We start from the raw sequence: 15,435 nt of genomic DNA, 5'->3' as shown, positions 1-15,435 counted from the left end.
CGGTCATGCACTTCGTCAGTCAGACTTTTTCGGCCGGAAAGAGGTTCCATCTTCGATCCTCGTTAGGTGTACGGAATACTGTATACACTAATTTTGAGGATGAAAAGACTGAATTTCGGATGTGCGTGATGTCGGTTGTTGATGCGGAAGTACCGAATGTGTGCGCCAAGGCGCGGGTCTTTTTTCGGGCCTTGTTCGCCGCTGCGCTATCCCAATTGTCTATTGCGGCAGGCTGGGATGAGCCGCATCATGAAGACGGATAATGATAAAAAGGAGACTGCGTCATGACCCGTTTCATTGCGGCCTGCGTGCAGGTCAATTCGCGCGATGTGATGTCTGATAACCTTGCGCGGGCGGCAACCTATGCCCGCGATGCCAGTGCTGCCGGGGCCAGATTGATCGCCTTTCCTGAAAACGTGTCGATGATGTCGTTTGGCGGCGAAAATGTCCGTGCCGCTGCCTTTGCCCAGGATGAGCATCCCGGTCTGGTTTTCTTTTGCGACCTGGCCGATGAATTGAAATCCACCCTGATTGTCGGATCGCTGCATGTCAAAGTGCCCGATGAGGACCGCGTTGCGAACCGGTGTTTTGTTATTGGTCCGGATGGCAAGGTCATCACGTCCTATGACAAGATCCACATGTTTGACGTCGATCTGGCCAATGGCGAAAGTTACCGCGAAAGCAAAACATTCCGTCCCGGCAATGCGGCCCGACTGGCCGACACCGAATTTAGCAAGGTCGGAATATCGATCTGCTATGACGTGCGGTTCCCGCATCTGTTTCGCGATTACGCCAAGGCGGGGGCAAATATCCTGAGCATTCCGGCGGCCTTCACCCGCACAACTGGGCAGGCGCACTGGCATACCCTTTTGAAGGCGCGTGCGATTGAAAACGGATGCTTTGTGATTGCGGCCGCCCAGTGCGGTGATCATCCGGGCGACCGCCAGACATTTGGTCATTCCCTGATCATTGATCCGTGGGGGCAAGTTTTGGCTGATGGTGGCACCGATCCGGGTTTCATCACCGCCGAGATTGATCTGACACGCGTTGATGAAATCCGCCGGATGGTGCCATCACTTGGCAATGATCGGGAATATAAGCCGTGTTAGCCAGGTCTTGATCGAAGTGGTCAGGCGTAACTGACCACTTCGAATTCGATGTCGTTTTCATCCCGGAAATAGAACCGGCGACCGGGGTCGTAATCGGCGTGGTTGAAGGTTTCAATGCCGTCTGCCTTGATCTTTGCCTCGGTCGCATCAAGGTCATCGACGACAATCCCGATATGGTTCAGCCCGCCGATGGTGGCATAGGAATTTTCCTGGCCGTCCTTTGGCGTGCCAAGGGCATAGATCGCGACATAACTTGTGTCATTGCCAACATGATAGGACAGCCCGCCATGGATGGCCTCCCCGTGCCAGCGGGTGTGCCAGCCAAACCAGTTATGCAGGTTCCGGGCGGTTTTCGCCGGATCGGCGACCGTAAAATTCACGTGTTCGAGAAATGCAGCAGTCATGGCTTGTCCTTGTTTTGGGATGTCTGTTTTCCGGTTTCCCTTCTTGGTAATTCCTCAACTATAGTTGAGGTCAAGGGGTAATTCTCTTTGATTGATATGGTAACCGCTGAGCGGTTTTTCACAGGCTCACGCGATCTCACGAAACAGTGTCGCAACGTCATTTCGCTTTGAAGCCCTTCCCGGGCAAACTCGGTTCATCAGGGATTTTCAAACGGAGGAACAGGGATGATGTTCAAAAAGTTTTTGATCGGTACGGCATTTGTTTTTGGCTTGTCGGGTGCCGCCTTTGCGGGCGAGCAATATGTCGATGAAACCGGCTTTGCGATCAGCGGCTATGATGCGGTGGCCTATTTCAATTTGCCGCAAAAGGATGTTGGCATGATGCAGCCCCATGCCGTTCCGGGCCGGGCCGACATTACGGCTGAATATAATGGTGCGACCTGGGCTTTTGCGTCTGAGGAAAACCGCGACATGTTTCTGGCCGATCCGGCGAAATACGCCCCGGCCTTTGATGGGCATTGCGCATATGGGGTTGTAAAAGGCGGCAAAGTGCCAGCCAACCCGAACCTGTGGCGAATTGTCGACGGGAAGCTTTATCTGAATATCACGCCGGCCGTAGTTGGTTTCTGGAACGAAGATATTTCAGGAAACATCAGTGCCGCCAAAGGCAATTGGACCGACCTTGAAAGCAAGTCAGCGTCGGACAAAAGCTGGATGGCGATTTCAGATAATGACGGCACCTATGATATGGCAGCCCCGATCAAGTAATATGGGTGACACGCAGACAAACAAAAAACGCACCGGCAAACTGGCCGGTGCGTTTTGCATTAGAGGACAGTGAAGCAGGCGGTTAGCCCGCGATTTCACCGCCGTCATTTTTGGTCACAGCCACAACCGACGGACGCGGCGGCATTGCTGCCTGGAAGTCCGGCCAGCGGGTGCTTGGCGCGTCATAGGACGAACCGTCTGCCGGGTGCTGAACAGCAAGGAACAGCGTCTTTCCATCCGGGGTGAATTCCGGACCACACATTTCCGCACCAACCGGGCACGCAAAGAAGAATTTGGTCAGCGCACGGCCCGGACCATCGACATCGGTGGCGTGCATGCCATCAGGAATGTCGGACTTCGGTGCGCCGTCGGTGGAAATCCACAGGCGACCACGATGGTCGATTGCCATGTTATCCGGGCAGGAAACCCAGGATTCCGCCGCCGGATGATAAACCGCCTTGTCATCAGCAACCGACGGGTTGCCAGCAGCAATCATGATGTCCCAGGTAAAGCGCGAAGCGGTGTGATCGGCATCCTTGCCGCGACCACCCGGAGGGGTGAGCTCCAGCACGTGACCATGCGGGTTGGCCGCACGCGGGTTTGCTGCGTTGCCTTCCTTGCGCTTGGAGTTGTTGGTCAGCATGACATAGACCTTGCCGTTGACCGGGTTCGGTTCGACGTCTTCCGGGCGGTCCATCTGGGTTGCGCCCAGAAGGTCGGCCGCACGGCGTGCTTCGATCAGAACATCAGCCTGGCTGTGGAAGTCGTTTTCGGCGGTCAGCGGGCCTTCACCAAAGATCAGCGGCATCCAGTCAAGGCTGCCATCTTCGTGGAACTGGGCGACAAAGAGCGTGCCGTTTTCCAGAAGGTCCATGTTCGCGGCGCGATCATTCGGATTGTATTTGTTTGCCGCAATGAATTTGTAGAGATAGTCAAAGCGCTGATCATCACCGGAATAGGCAACAACGGAGTTGTCCTTGTTGATGATGACGGTGGCACCTTCGTGCTTGAAGCGGCCAAGGGCGGTGCGCTTTTTCGGCATCGAGGTCGGATCGTACGGATCGATTTCAACCATCCAGCCAAATTTGTTCGGCTCGTTCGGGTCTTTTTCAACGTTGAAGCGGTCGAAATATTTAACCCACGAGTACCAGCTGTCCTGGCTGATGCCCAGACGCTTGTAGTTGCGTTCTTCGCTGGTTTTGGCGATATCGCCGCCAAAGTATCCGTTGAAGTTTTCTTCGGCGATCAGAACCGTGCCCCACGGGGTTTTACCACCTGCACAGTTGTTCAGCGTCCCGATAACACGGGTGCCGGTCGGATCGGTGTTGGTTTTAAGGCGGTCATGACCGGCAGCCGGGCCGGTAATCTGCATTTCGGTGTCGATCGGGGAAATGCGGCGTGCATAATCAGACCCGTCAACAACCTGCCATTTGCCGCCGGTTTTCTTGACTTCGATGACCGAATGACCGTGGGCAGCAATTTCATGCAGTGCCTGTTCTTCGGATGCGTCCATTGCGTCCTTAAGGCCCGACCACATCAATTCGGCATTGGTGTATTCGTGGCTGACGCACAGCAGACCATGGTCGGAATTCTGCGAACCAACCGGAAGCGGCATATAGCCGACATAGTCGCAGTTATAACCGAACTGCTTGTTCTGCGCGTTGGCATCGACCTGACCCGGAACGAATGCCGGTGCATCGGCGACAACCTTGTCGCCCCAACGGATCAGCACACTTGCGTCATAGCCATCAGCAACAGCATGGGTTTCGGTGATTTTCTGCGGGATGGATTTGAAGGTCAGGGTCGAAGGTGACTGCGCCTTGGCAACGCCTCTGGTCGCAATGCCTGCGCCCACAACAGCCGACGTCGCCATCAGGCCTTTGAAAAAGCCGCGGCGGGAAAAGCGTGCATTGATCAGATCGTCGATGCACGGATTGTTGGTCGGGTTGGACGGGATATCGTCGCTATCTTCGATGATTTCGTATTTATCGTTCATGGCTTTTCTCTCTTAACGCCTATGCCTGAAACAGCAGCAGGGAAGATGCCAGAAACGACACATTTTAATTGTGAAAGTTGTGTTTCTTTTTGCAAAAACAGTATGTTACGGATTTGTTTCAGTCATCCGTGCCGTTCAGCGGATCAGCCTTATTCAGGCTTCTGCGCCACAATAGATTGTTTTACCGCTGTAATTTCATCACCCGGTTTCGGTCTGATCGGGCCTTGTTGCTGGGCGATGATCGTCCAGTCGGCAAATGTGTCTGCCAGTTCATCGGTGCGCAGCAGGAAATCCGGTGATCGCGGACGGCCATATGCCTCATTCCCGACCATGAAGGTTTCATAGATCAGGGTGCCGCCCGGTCGGACGGCGTTGCGCAGATATTCAAACAGTGGCCGATGCAGGTAATTGGCAACAACGATCAGATCGAACTCTTGATCGCCCAACGGCCAGCTGCCGGTTTCAAGATCCGCTTCGATCCAAGTGATCGCCTGGTTCGTATCGGTATCGGTTTGCGTAAGATCGCGATCAATTGCCGTCACCTGCCAGCCCTGATCCGCCAGCCAGAAGCTGTGCCGTCCCTTGCCGCAGGCAAGATCAAGCGCGCGATTGCGGATGGGGCGTGGCGTGGGACAGTGCTGTGTGACCCAGCTTGATGGCAATTGGGATGACATTTTCGTAAATCTTGGTTATTGAGTGTGGCGCCCGCAGGCTGGCGATCCCCGCCGATGCGCGCCATATGATCTGTATCTGATAGTGTTATCGTTTTGCTACTGGTTTGGCTTATACACGTACCATCATGATTCTATTTCAGCTTAAATGCGAACATGATCACGAATTCGAAGGTTGGTTCAAGGACGGCGCAACATATGACGCGCAGGCCGCCAGCGGGGATTTGTCCTGCCCGGTGTGTGGAACGTCAAATGTTGGCAAGGCCCTGATGGCGCCGCGTCTGCGCACGTCACGCCAAAAAGAGGTCGCTGCTGAAAAACAACAGCAAAAGGCGATTGCCGAAGCGACCCAGGCCGCAATTGCCGAAATTCGCAAACAGGTCGAAAGCAATTGCGAAAATGTCGGCAACAAGTTTGCCGAAGAAGCCCGCAAAATCCATTATGGCGAAACCGAAAAGCGCGGCATTTATGGTCAGGCGTCGCTTAAGGAAACCGCCGAACTGGTCGATGAAGGCATCGATGTCATGGCGTTGCCGTGGGATGACGGAACCAAAAAGAACTGACGCGATCCAAGAAGATCAGTCAGGCTTTCGTGCAATCACCATATAATTCACATCAAGATCGCGCGGGGCGGGCGACCATGTGTCGTTGAACGGGTTGTAAGCCACCCCGGTAATGTCTTGAAGGTCCAGACCCGCACCACGCAGATAGCCCGACATTTCCGATGGTTTGACAAATTTGCGCCAGTCATGGGTGCCCGCAGGCAGCCAGCGCAGAACGTATTCGGCGCCGATCTTGGCCAGTGCCAGTGACTTGATCGTGCGGTTCAGTGTTGCAACAAACATCAAGCCACCCGGTTTGAGCACCGATGCACAAGCCTGCATGAAGAATTGCGGGTCATCGACATGTTCGATGACTTCCATGTTCAAAACGATATCAAACTGCTTGCCCTCATCGGCCAGCATTTCAGGTGTTGCGCAGCGATAGTCGATTTCAAGGCCGGATTGTGCGGCATGGATTTTGGCGACTTCGATATTGCTTTCAGACGCGTCAATCGATGTCATCTTTGCGCCCATGCGCGCAAGCGGCTCGGACAACAATCCAGCCCCACAACCAATATCGATGATTTCGATGCCTTTAAGCGGCTCAATCGTTTCCGGGTCGCGGCCAAGATGCGCACAGATATTATCGCGCAGGATTTGCAGGCGCACCGGATTGAATTTGTGCAGCGGCTTCATCACGCCATTTGGATCCCACCACTTTTCAGACATCGCAGAAAAACGTGCGATTTCATCGGCATTGGCGGTGCGGCTGGTGGGTGCGGATGCGTCCGACATGGTGTGGCTCCGAAGGCGTAAAACAACGTTGCTGTATGACGCCCTGTTTACGCGTGCGCGCACGGCAAGGCAATACTCACCTGTCAAATGACGGTGCGATGGCGGCGATCTGGCAGAAATTCAAAGCAAGGCAGCCATGTTCCGATGATGCATATCATCAGGGTTATTGGGTAATTTTCGCATGATATGCGACCCAATTTGCCGCATTCGGACGGTTTGGGACATTTTCAGGTCAAAAAAATTGCTCTCACGCAATTTATCGGCATCCTTGACGCTTGTTTCGCGGGGATTATGGCAGTATTGATTACGCCGCTTGGATCAGGGGAAGCGCCGCAAATTCGGCATGCTTACCCGGGCCGGGACCGGATCACATGCCGTCACGTTCGGACAGCCGATGGACGGCGAGCATAGCGGGGATACTTCATGGCCCGTATTGTCATGAAATTTGGCGGCACTTCGGTCGCCGATGTCGAGAAAATCAAGAATGTCGCGCGCCGGGTGAAATCCGAGGTCGATGCCGGCAATCAGGTTGCTGTTGTCGTGTCCGCGATGTCGGGCAAAACCAACGAACTGGTTGGCTGGGCGCAGGAAGTTTCGCCGATGTATGATGCACGTGAATATGACGTGATCGTATCGTCGGGCGAACAGGTGACTGTCGGTTTGCTGGCGATGGCGCTGCAAAGCATGGATGTGCCTGCACGTTCCTGGCTTGGCTGGCAGATCCCGATCAAGACCGACGGCGCACATGCCAAGGCCCGCATCAAGGAAATCGACACTACCGAGCTTGATAAGCGCATGAATGGCGGCGAAGTCGTTTGCGTGGCCGGTTTCCAGGGGATCGCACCCGATAACCGCATCACCACCCTTGGGCGTGGTGGTTCGGATACGTCGGCGGTCGCCCTTGCCGCGGCACTTAACGCAGATCGTTGCGACATCTACACCGATGTCGATGGTGTTTACACCACCGATCCGCGCATTGTGCCCAAGGCGCGCAAGATCGAAAAGATTACCTACGAAGAAATGCTGGAACTCGCATCTCTTGGTGCAAAGGTTCTGCAAACCCGTTCTGTCGAGATGGCAATGAACCATCGCGTCCGGGTGCAGGTCCGTTCTACCTTTAGTGATGCAGAAGGAACACTTGTTGTAGACGAGGACGAGATCGTGGAACAGGAAGTCGTCAGCGGAATTGCCTATAGCCGTGATGAAGCCAAGATCACCTTGGTGAAAGTTGCGGACAAGCCGGGTATTGCCGCTTCAATCTTCAGCCCGCTGGCTGATGCCAATATCAATGTCGACATGATCGTGCAGAACGTCTCAGAAGACGGCAAAAGCACGGACATGACCTTTACCGTTCCGCGGGGTGAATTCCAGCGTGCGCTTCAGGTGATCGAAAAGAACAAAGACAAGATCGCCTATCAGGAACTGCTCAGCACCTCTGATGTGACCAAGGTGTCGATCATTGGTGTGGGTATGCGTTCCCACGTCGGTGTTGCGCGCAAGATGTTTGAAACCCTTGCGGAAAAAGGCATCAACATTCAGGTCATCTCGACCTCGGAAATCAAGGTCAGTGTTCTGATCGCCGAGGAATATACCGAACTTGCCGTTCGTGCATTGCACACGGCATACGGTCTGGATGCCGAGTAAGTTCAACAGTTTGGCGATTAAGCCGCTGTTAAATTACCTGTAATAATACATACTAGCTGGAGCAGTGTGTTTCAGCCTTTGTAATGAAATGGCAGGAGACCACTGGTCTCCTGCGTTTCTGCTTTGGGGTACAGAGAATATGAGTGATCCGAAAATTGACGCCGCACGGGCGCGCCTGGAAAACCTGTGGGCATCGGGCAAGGAATTCCTTGGCACCGACTACGCCATCATGGCCGGCGCCATGTCCTGGGTTTCAGAGCGTCACCTTGTTTCGGCGGTCTCCAATGCGGGTGGTTTTGGTGTGATTGCCTGCGGGTCGATGACCCCGGATCTGTTGTCGGCTGAAATCGCCGCCACCAAGGAAATGACCAATAAGCCGTTTGGCGTCAACCTGATCACCATGCACCCGCAGCTTAATGAACTGATTGAAGTGTGCCGTGAACACAGCGTTGGGCATGTGGTTCTTGCTGGCGGCCTGCCGTCATCAAACTCGATCAAGCAGGCCAAGGAATTTGCCAAGGTTATCTGCTTTGCCCCGGCACTGGTTCTGGCCAAGAAGCTGATCCGTTCGGGTGCTGATGCGCTGGTGATTGAGGGCAGCGAAGCTGGCGGCCATGTTGGCCCGGTATCGCTGACGGTTCTGGCACAGGAAATCCTGCCGGAAGTTTCCGACATTCCTGTTTTCTGCGCCGGGGGTATTGGCCGCGGTGAAGCGATTACCGGCTTGCTTGAGCAGGGCGCATCGGGTGTTCAGATCGGCACGCGGCTTGTTTGTGCCGAGGAATGCATTGCGCATCCCGATTTCAAGAAGGCCTTTATCCGTGCAAGTGCCCGCGACGCGGTCACCACGGTGCAGCTTGATGATCGTTTCCCGGTTATTCCGGTACGTGCGCTTGCCAACAAGGGCACGGAAGAATTCCGCAATACCCAGCGTGCCGTGATTGAAAAGTTCCGCGCAGGCGAGCTTGACCAAGGCGCTGCACAGCTTGAAATTGAACATTTCTGGGCCGGTGCCCTGCGCCGTGCGGTGATCGATGGTGACGTCGAAAGCGGATCGGTTATGGCAGGACAGTCGGTTGGTATGGTAAAGAAAGAACAACCGGTTTCCGAAATCCTCGAAGAGTTGGTCGAACAGGCCGTTCAATCCCTGGTTAAGAGAGACAGCTAAGTCAGATGAGCATTCCGTCCGCCGCAGTCACAGGTCCGCGACGCCTTCTAAAGCGTGTGCGCGACGTCATGGCTGGACCGGGGACTGCTGAAGAACGCCTCGGACAGATTGTGACCATCATTGCTGCCGATATGGTTGCAGAGGTGTGCTCGGTCTATGTGATGCGTGCGGGCGAAGTGCTGGAACTGTTTGCGACCTGTGGTCTGTCCAAGGAAGCGGTTCACTTGACCCGCCTTCGCGTGGGTGAGGGGATTGTTGGCTTTGTCGCCGCCCATGCGCGTCCGCTTAACCTCAAGGACGCGCAAGGCCACCCGAACTTTGCCTATCGTCCGGAAACCGGCGAGGAAATCTATCATTCGATGATCGGTGTGCCGATCCTGCGCGGGGGCCGCATTATCGGTGTGCTTGCCGTGCAGAACCGGACCGAACGCCTGTATTCCGAGGACGAACAGGAAGCCCTTGAAAACGTCGCCATGGTGCTGGCCGAAATGGTCGCCGGTGGCGAACTTGTCAGCCGCGAGGAACTGATCCCGGCCGATGGCATCGCGTTGTTGCCGCTGCGTCTGGGCGGGGCGCGTCTGGCACCGGGGATTGGCAAGGGCATTGCCGTTTTGCATGAGCCGCGCATCGTCATTGACCGCATGGTTTCTGACGACCCGGAAGAAGAACTGACCCGCCTGCGCGAAGCCATGCACGGCCTTCAGAACCATCTTGATAAGATGCTGGAAGCTGTTTCAGGCATCAACGGCATGGATGAAGGCGATGATCCGGGTGATATCCTTGAAGCCTATCGGATGATTGCCCAGGATACCGGCTGGCTGAACCGCATTACTGAGGCGGTGCATACCGGCCTGACGGCCGAGGCCGCGGTTCAGAAGGTGCATGACGATACCCGTGCACGCATGGCGCAGGTGACCGACCCCTATTTGCGTGAACGGTTGCACGATCTTGAAGATCTGGCCAACCGATTGCTGCAACATCTTTCGGGGCAGTATCAATCCCCGGCCTTTGGCGATCTGCCCGATGACATCATTCTGGTGGCGCGCAATATCGGCCCGGCAGAACTTCTTGATTATGATCACACCCGTCTGCGCGGTCTTGCCCTTGAAGAAGGCTCGCACACCTCGCACGTCGCAATCGTTGCGCGCGCGCTTGATATCCCGGTTCTGGGCGGCGTTAAGGGTGTGCTTGATAAGGTCGAGGCCGGTGATCCACTGATTGTCGATTCCGATAACAGCCAGCTTTTCGTTCGGCCAAGCGAAGACGTCCGCGCAGTGATTGACGGCGCGTTGCGCGCCCGGGCAGAGCGAAAAGCGCTTTATGCCCAGATGCGTGACCTTCCGGCGGAAACGACCGATGGGGCGGAGATTTCACTTAACGTGAATGCCGGGCTTCTGATTGATGTTCCGCATGTGATTGAAAGCGGGGCGGACGGGATTGGTCTTTATCGGACGGAAATTCCGTTCATGGTGCGATCCGCCATGCCCGACATTACCGATCAGACCCGGCTTTATGATCGTATTTTTGAACAGGCCGAAGGCCGGCCGGTGGTTTTCAGGACTCTTGATGTGGGCGGTGACAAATTGCTGCCCTATTGGGAGGATATGACAGAAGAGAATCCGGCGATGGGCTGGCGATCGATCCGGATCACACTGGATCGTCCGGCGGTGCTTGTGCATCAGTTGCGCGCACTGATCCGGGCCGGGCATGACCGCGATCTTTATGTCATGTTCCCGATGATCGCCGAAGTTGCTGAATTTGATCAGGCAAAGGCGGTTCTTGACGAGCAGCTCAAACGTGAAGCCGTACGCGGATTTATCCCGCGCAAGGTCGAAGTCGGAGCCATGCTTGAAGTTCCCGCCCTGATCTGGCAGGCTCCGGCCTTGCTGCAACGGGTTGATTTCCTCTCGGTCGGGACGAATGATCTGTTGCAGTTCATGTTTGCTGCTGACCGCGGCAATCCGAGGATCGAGGGCCGTTATGACACGCTGTCGCCAAGTGTGTTCGCATTCATGCGCCAGTTGGTGACATTGTGCGATCAAAAGGACGTTCGCCTGACCATCTGTGGTGAAATGGCAGGACGTCCGCTTGAAGCGATGGCCCTTATCGGTTTGGGAATTAAACGCTTGTCGATGGCGCCTGCCTCTGTTGGTCCGGTCAAGGAAATGGTCAGAAGCATGTGTAAGTCTGAAGTCGAGAGTTATATTCTGACGATAATGGATAATCCGACCAGATCATTGCGTTCGCGTCTTAAGGCTTTCGCAATAGATCACGGTGTAAAACTTTAAAAACAATCGCTTTTGGTGGGGATATCTGCTAGTTTTATTGCTAGATCGTAACGTGGGGGTGCGCAGTTGGCGATCAAAAAGCGAAAGGAAGATCATTTGGATGACGAAACCCGAGAACGCCTTCGTTTCAGGCCTTTGTCCGGGGATTCGTCTGCAAATGACAGTGTGATGGACGAACATAAAGACCAGATCGGTGGTTATACCGAGGTCGGGAGCCTTTTGAAGGCGACCCGCGTTGGTTTGGGGCAAACAGTCGAAGACGTTTGCCGCATGCTTCGTATTCGCAAAATTTACATCGAAGCCATTGAAAGCAGCGACTATGCGGCATTGCCGAATGGTCCGTATGGCCTTGGCTTCGTAAAGGCATACGCCGAACATCTTGGACTGGACGGTGCAGAGATCGCACGTCGCTTCCGCGCAGAAAGCAATGCGCCGGCCGTGCGTAGTGAACTGTCCTTCCCAAAACCCGTTCAGGAAAGCCGTGTACCCGGTGGGGCGGTATTGCTGATCGCGGTTATGCTTGGTCTTGGTGCTTATGGCGGATGGTACTACCTGTCGAGCCAGGGCAAAACCATTGCCGATCTGGTTGATCCGTTGCCAGAGCGACTTGCAAGCTACTCGACAACGGCAAGCCAGGATTCAGCGCCGCGTAATCTTGAAAACGCCGCAGATGCACAGGCCGCCGAGGCAGAAATAACAACGCCTGCACCGGTCATTGCCGATCAGGGGACACCAGTTGCCTCTGCACCGGAAAGTGCCGGCAACGCGGAAGCATCGGTTGAAGAAACCACCGTTTCCGAGGCCCCGGTCGCAGAACCCGCATCTGAACCCGTAGCTGAAGTCGCAGAAGCCACCGAAGAACTGGCAGAAGCACCAGTTGTTACCGAGGAAGTTGCCGAAGCCCCGGCGCAGGAAGCTGCACCCGTTGCCAACGAAGTGGTAACCACCACAGAACAGGCACCGGTTGAAGCCGAAGTCGCAGAGGCACCAGCCGCAGAAACGCCGGCAGCACCGGCAGCGGAAGTTGCATCGGTTCCCGCGGCACCCGAAGTTGACGAGGCCGGTGGCGCACGCGTATTTGGCGCGGTCAATGTCGATAGCCGTGTCACCATTTCGGCGGTGGAAACCAGCTGGGTTCGTATTCGCGAGGCAGATGGCAATGTTCTGCTGACCCGGATGCTGACAGCCGGTGATACCTATATGGTTCCGAATCGTGACGGTTTGAAACTTGAAGTCGGCAATGCCGGTGCTCTTACCTATAGCATCGATGGTTCCGAAGCCCAGCCGGTTGGGGAATACGGTGCGGTGATTTCGGACTTCTCGCTTGATGTCGGTGATCTGACCCAGGCAGAAGAACCAACCGTTCAATAGGTTTGGCCAACGCCTGCGGGCGATGAAAACAGACAAAATGCGAAAGGCGATCCGAACGGGTCGCCTTTTTCGTGACAGCTATGCGAAATCTGGCGGAAAATCTGTTAGCCAACGGTTTCTAAACCGCGTTTGATAAGCTATATACACCCCCAAGACATCTAAAACATTTTGGAACCGGAAATGAGCGTCCGCCCATATCGCGATATTGAACGCCGTCAAAGCCGCAAAATCCGTGTCGGTGACGTGGAAGTTGGCGGGGATGCACCGATCTCGGTGCAGTCGATGACCAACACCCTGACCACCGATGTGAACGCGACCGTTGCGCAGATCCATCGACTGGAAGAAGCAGGTGCGGATATCGTTCGTGTATCCTGCCCGGATCGGGAATCAACCGCGGCCCTGAAAGACATCGTCAAACAGGTGCATGTCCCGATCGTGGCCGACATCCATTTCCATTACAAACGCGCGATCGAGGCTGCCGAAGCCGGCGCCGCTTGCCTGCGCATCAACCCGGGCAATATCGGTTCGACCGAACGTGTGCGTGAAGTTGTGAAGGCCGCCAAGGATCATGGCTGTTCAATGCGTATCGGTGTCAATGCCGGGTCGCTTGAAAAGGAATTGCTGGAACGTTACGGCGAACCATGCCCAGAGGCGATGGTTGAAAGTGCGTTGAACCACGCCAAAATCCTTGAAGATCAGGATTTCCGCGAATTCAAAATCTCGGTCAAGGCATCGGACGTGTTCCTTGCGGTTGCCGCCTATTACGGTCTGGCCGAGGCATGTGACTATCCGCTGCATCTTGGCATCACGGAGGCTGGCGGTCTGCGCGGTGGTACGGTGAAGTCATCGATTGGCATGGGCAACCTGCTTTGGGCCGGTATTGGTGATACCTTGCGTGTATCGCTGTCTGCCGACCCGGTTGAGGAAATCCATGTTGGTTTTGATATTCTGAAATCGCTGGGTCTTCGTACCCGCGGGGTTCAGATCATTTCTTGCCCGTCTTGCGCGCGTCAGGGCTTTAACGTGGTCGAAACAGTGGCAGAGCTTGAAAAGCGCCTTGCCCATATTTCCACCCCGATTTCGCTGTCGATCATTGGCTGTATCGTCAATGGTCCGGGCGAAGCACGTGAAACGGATATTGGGCTGACCGGTGGCGGTGGTGGGAACCACAAGATGTATATTTCCGGCCGCCCGGATCACAATATCAGCACGGAAAAGATGGTCGACCATATCGTCGAACTGGTCGAAGAACGTGCTGCCAAGATCGAAGCCGAAGAAGCCGCCAAGAAAACCGCGGCGGAATAGCAAAGCTTTATTGAGTATTTTTGGCTTTCCGCCACACCGGCGGAAAGCTATTTTCATGTTCGCATGTGTTTGCGCCGATTGATGTTTCGCGCAAATATCTGGAATTCAAGTTAGATCGGAGACCCAAAGTGGCATCGCTTCAACCCGTCCGTGGCACGCACGACCTTCTGCCGGAACAGAACCGTCTGCAGGATTACATCGCGAATACCGCACGCGAAATCGGCGAGTTGTATGGCTACCATCGCATGACCACGCCGATCTTCGAATTTACCGAGGTGTTTGCACGCACCCTTGGCGATACGTCCGACGTCGTGACCAAGGAAATGTACACCTTTGAGGATCGCGGCGGCGAACAGATCACGCTCCGTCCCGAAGGAACGGCGGGTATCGCGCGTGCCTATATTTCCAATGGCATGCAGCAGATGTCCCCGGTCAAGGTCAGCTATTATGGCCCGATGTTCCGCTATGAACGCCCGCAAAAAGGCCGTCAGCGCCAGTTCCACCAGATCGGTGCCGAACTGCTTGGCGTCGAACAGGTCGCGGGCGATATCGAAATGATCGGCTATGGCGCGCATATCTTAAAGGCCCTTGGTCTTTGGGACAGCATCACGCTTGAGCTTAACACCCTTGGTGACCCGGAAAGCCGTGCGGCGTATCGCGATGTGCTGGTTGATTACTTCAAGGGCCATTTTGACAAGCTGTCGGAAGACAGCCGTTCGCGCCTTGAAAAGAACCCGTTGCGTATCCTTGATTCCAAGGACGAAGGCGATCGTGAACTGGTGGCCAACGCGCCGTTGTTTGCCGAATACCTCAACGAGCATTCCAAGGAATTCTTCAAGGGCCTGACCGAGGGGCTTGGCGGTATCGGCATCAATTATGAACTGAACCCGCGTCTGGTGCGTGGTCTTGATTATTACTGCCACACCTGTTTCGAGTTCACCACCAACACCCTTGGTGCACAGGGCACTGTTATGGCCGGTGGCCGTTATGACGGGCTGATATCGACCATGGGTGGTCCGCAGACGGCCGGTGTTGGTTGGGCTGCGGGTGTTGAACGCCTGGCATTGATGGTGGGCGAAGCCCCGGCGGGTGCACGCCCCGTGGCACTGATCCCGATGGGGGACGCGGCCGAGGCCAAATGTCGCACCCTTGCCCAGACCCTGCGCGAAGCGGGTGTCGCGGTCGAGCTTGGCTATTCCGGCAACATGAAAAAGCGCATGAAGCGTGCGGACAAGGCCAATGCCTGCAAGGCCGTTATCCTTGGGGATGATGAACTTGCCAAGGGTGTGGCCCAGTTGCGTGACCTAGACAGTGGCGAGCAGCAGGAAGTGGCGCTTGATCAACTGGCTGATGTGATCGGCAAAAAGTGAGAAT

14 protein-coding genes are annotated in these 15,435 nt (G+C 55.3%); 10 read left to right on the top strand and 4 right to left on the bottom strand.

Annotated elements, in window-relative coordinates:
• A partial coding sequence (locus tag B2T33_RS08165) for a hypothetical protein (protein WP_286791666.1) occupies window positions 1–263 on the top strand: 263 nt, incomplete at its 5' end.
• Window positions 264–284: 21 nt separating this feature from the next.
• Window positions 285–1,109 (top strand): carbon-nitrogen hydrolase family protein, encoded by an 825-nt coding sequence (locus tag B2T33_RS08160; RefSeq protein WP_197145503.1) that lies wholly within the window; start codon window positions 285–287, stop codon window positions 1,107–1,109.
• 20 nt (window positions 1,110–1,129) lie between these two features.
• On the opposite strand, the gene B2T33_RS08155 is transcribed toward B2T33_RS08160, so the two are convergent.
• On the bottom strand, window positions 1,130–1,513 hold the full coding sequence (locus tag B2T33_RS08155) for a VOC family protein (protein WP_197145502.1): 384 nt from the start codon (window positions 1,511–1,513) through the stop codon (window positions 1,130–1,132).
• A 225-nt stretch (window positions 1,514–1,738) separates the two neighbouring features.
• On the opposite strand from B2T33_RS08155, the gene B2T33_RS08150 reads away from it, so the two are divergent.
• Complete coding sequence (locus tag B2T33_RS08150) at window positions 1,739–2,281, top strand: YHS domain-containing (seleno)protein (RefSeq protein WP_064779492.1); 543 nt, start codon at window positions 1,739–1,741, stop codon at window positions 2,279–2,281.
• An 82-nt stretch (window positions 2,282–2,363) separates the two neighbouring features.
• On the opposite strand, the gene B2T33_RS08145 is transcribed toward B2T33_RS08150, so the two are convergent.
• Entirely contained in the window at window positions 2,364–4,277 is a 1,914-nt protein-coding gene (locus B2T33_RS08145) for a PhoX family protein (RefSeq protein ID WP_197145501.1), read from the bottom strand.
• Between the two features lie 149 nt (window positions 4,278–4,426).
• Window positions 4,427–4,951 carry a class I SAM-dependent methyltransferase gene (locus B2T33_RS08140; protein WP_197145500.1) on the bottom strand — a complete coding sequence of 175 codons (525 nt, stop codon included), beginning with the start codon at window positions 4,949–4,951 and terminating at the stop codon, window positions 4,427–4,429.
• A 125-nt stretch (window positions 4,952–5,076) separates the two neighbouring features.
• Here B2T33_RS08140 and B2T33_RS08135 point away from each other — a divergent pair, with 125 nt between their 5' ends.
• Window positions 5,077–5,511 carry a DUF1178 family protein gene (locus B2T33_RS08135; protein ID WP_063088954.1) on the top strand — a complete coding sequence of 145 codons (435 nt, stop codon included), beginning with the start codon at window positions 5,077–5,079 and terminating at the stop codon, window positions 5,509–5,511.
• 15 nt (window positions 5,512–5,526) lie between these two features.
• On the opposite strand, the gene ubiG is transcribed toward B2T33_RS08135, so the two are convergent.
• Window positions 5,527–6,285: a bifunctional 2-polyprenyl-6-hydroxyphenol methylase/3-demethylubiquinol 3-O-methyltransferase UbiG gene (gene ubiG, locus B2T33_RS08130; protein ID WP_197145499.1), complete on the bottom strand. Its 759-nt coding sequence runs from the start codon at window positions 6,283–6,285 to the stop codon at window positions 5,527–5,529.
• Window positions 6,286–6,708: 423 nt separating this feature from the next.
• Here ubiG and B2T33_RS08125 point away from each other — a divergent pair, with 423 nt between their 5' ends.
• The 6 genes from B2T33_RS08125 (at window position 6,709) to hisS (ending at window position 15,431) form a co-directional block, all read left to right on the top strand.
• Window positions 6,709–7,929 (top strand): aspartate kinase, encoded by a 1,221-nt coding sequence (locus tag B2T33_RS08125; RefSeq protein ID WP_008891699.1) that lies wholly within the window; start codon window positions 6,709–6,711, stop codon window positions 7,927–7,929.
• Window positions 7,930–8,068: 139 nt separating this feature from the next.
• Window positions 8,069–9,097, top strand: a complete 1,029-nt coding sequence (locus tag B2T33_RS08120) for an NAD(P)H-dependent flavin oxidoreductase (protein ID WP_197145498.1) — start codon at window positions 8,069–8,071, stop codon at window positions 9,095–9,097.
• Between the two features lie 5 nt (window positions 9,098–9,102).
• Entirely contained in the window at window positions 9,103–11,385 is a 2,283-nt protein-coding gene (gene ptsP / locus B2T33_RS08115; RefSeq protein WP_008891697.1) for a phosphoenolpyruvate--protein phosphotransferase, read from the top strand.
• Window positions 11,386–11,553: 168 nt separating this feature from the next.
• Window positions 11,554–12,756, top strand: coding sequence for a helix-turn-helix domain-containing protein (locus tag B2T33_RS08110; protein WP_252723958.1), 1,203 nt, complete (start codon window positions 11,554–11,556; stop codon window positions 12,754–12,756).
• 180 nt (window positions 12,757–12,936) lie between these two features.
• Window positions 12,937–14,061 (top strand): flavodoxin-dependent (E)-4-hydroxy-3-methylbut-2-enyl-diphosphate synthase, encoded by a 1,125-nt coding sequence (gene ispG / locus B2T33_RS08105; RefSeq protein ID WP_197145496.1) that lies wholly within the window; start codon window positions 12,937–12,939, stop codon window positions 14,059–14,061.
• A 128-nt stretch (window positions 14,062–14,189) separates the two neighbouring features.
• The gene (gene hisS, locus B2T33_RS08100; RefSeq protein ID WP_286791665.1) at window positions 14,190–15,431 is read left to right on the top strand and encodes a histidine--tRNA ligase; all 1,242 of its coding nucleotides are present in this window, start codon (window positions 14,190–14,192) and stop codon (window positions 15,429–15,431) included.
• Window positions 15,432–15,435: the final 4 nt, after the last annotated feature.

This window comes from Thalassospira sp. UBA4513, from assembly GCF_002388495.1.
Classification (GTDB): Bacteria; Pseudomonadota; Alphaproteobacteria; order Rhodospirillales; family Thalassospiraceae; genus Thalassospira; species Thalassospira tepidiphila.
This window is presented reverse-complemented; position numbering and strand designations above follow the sequence as displayed.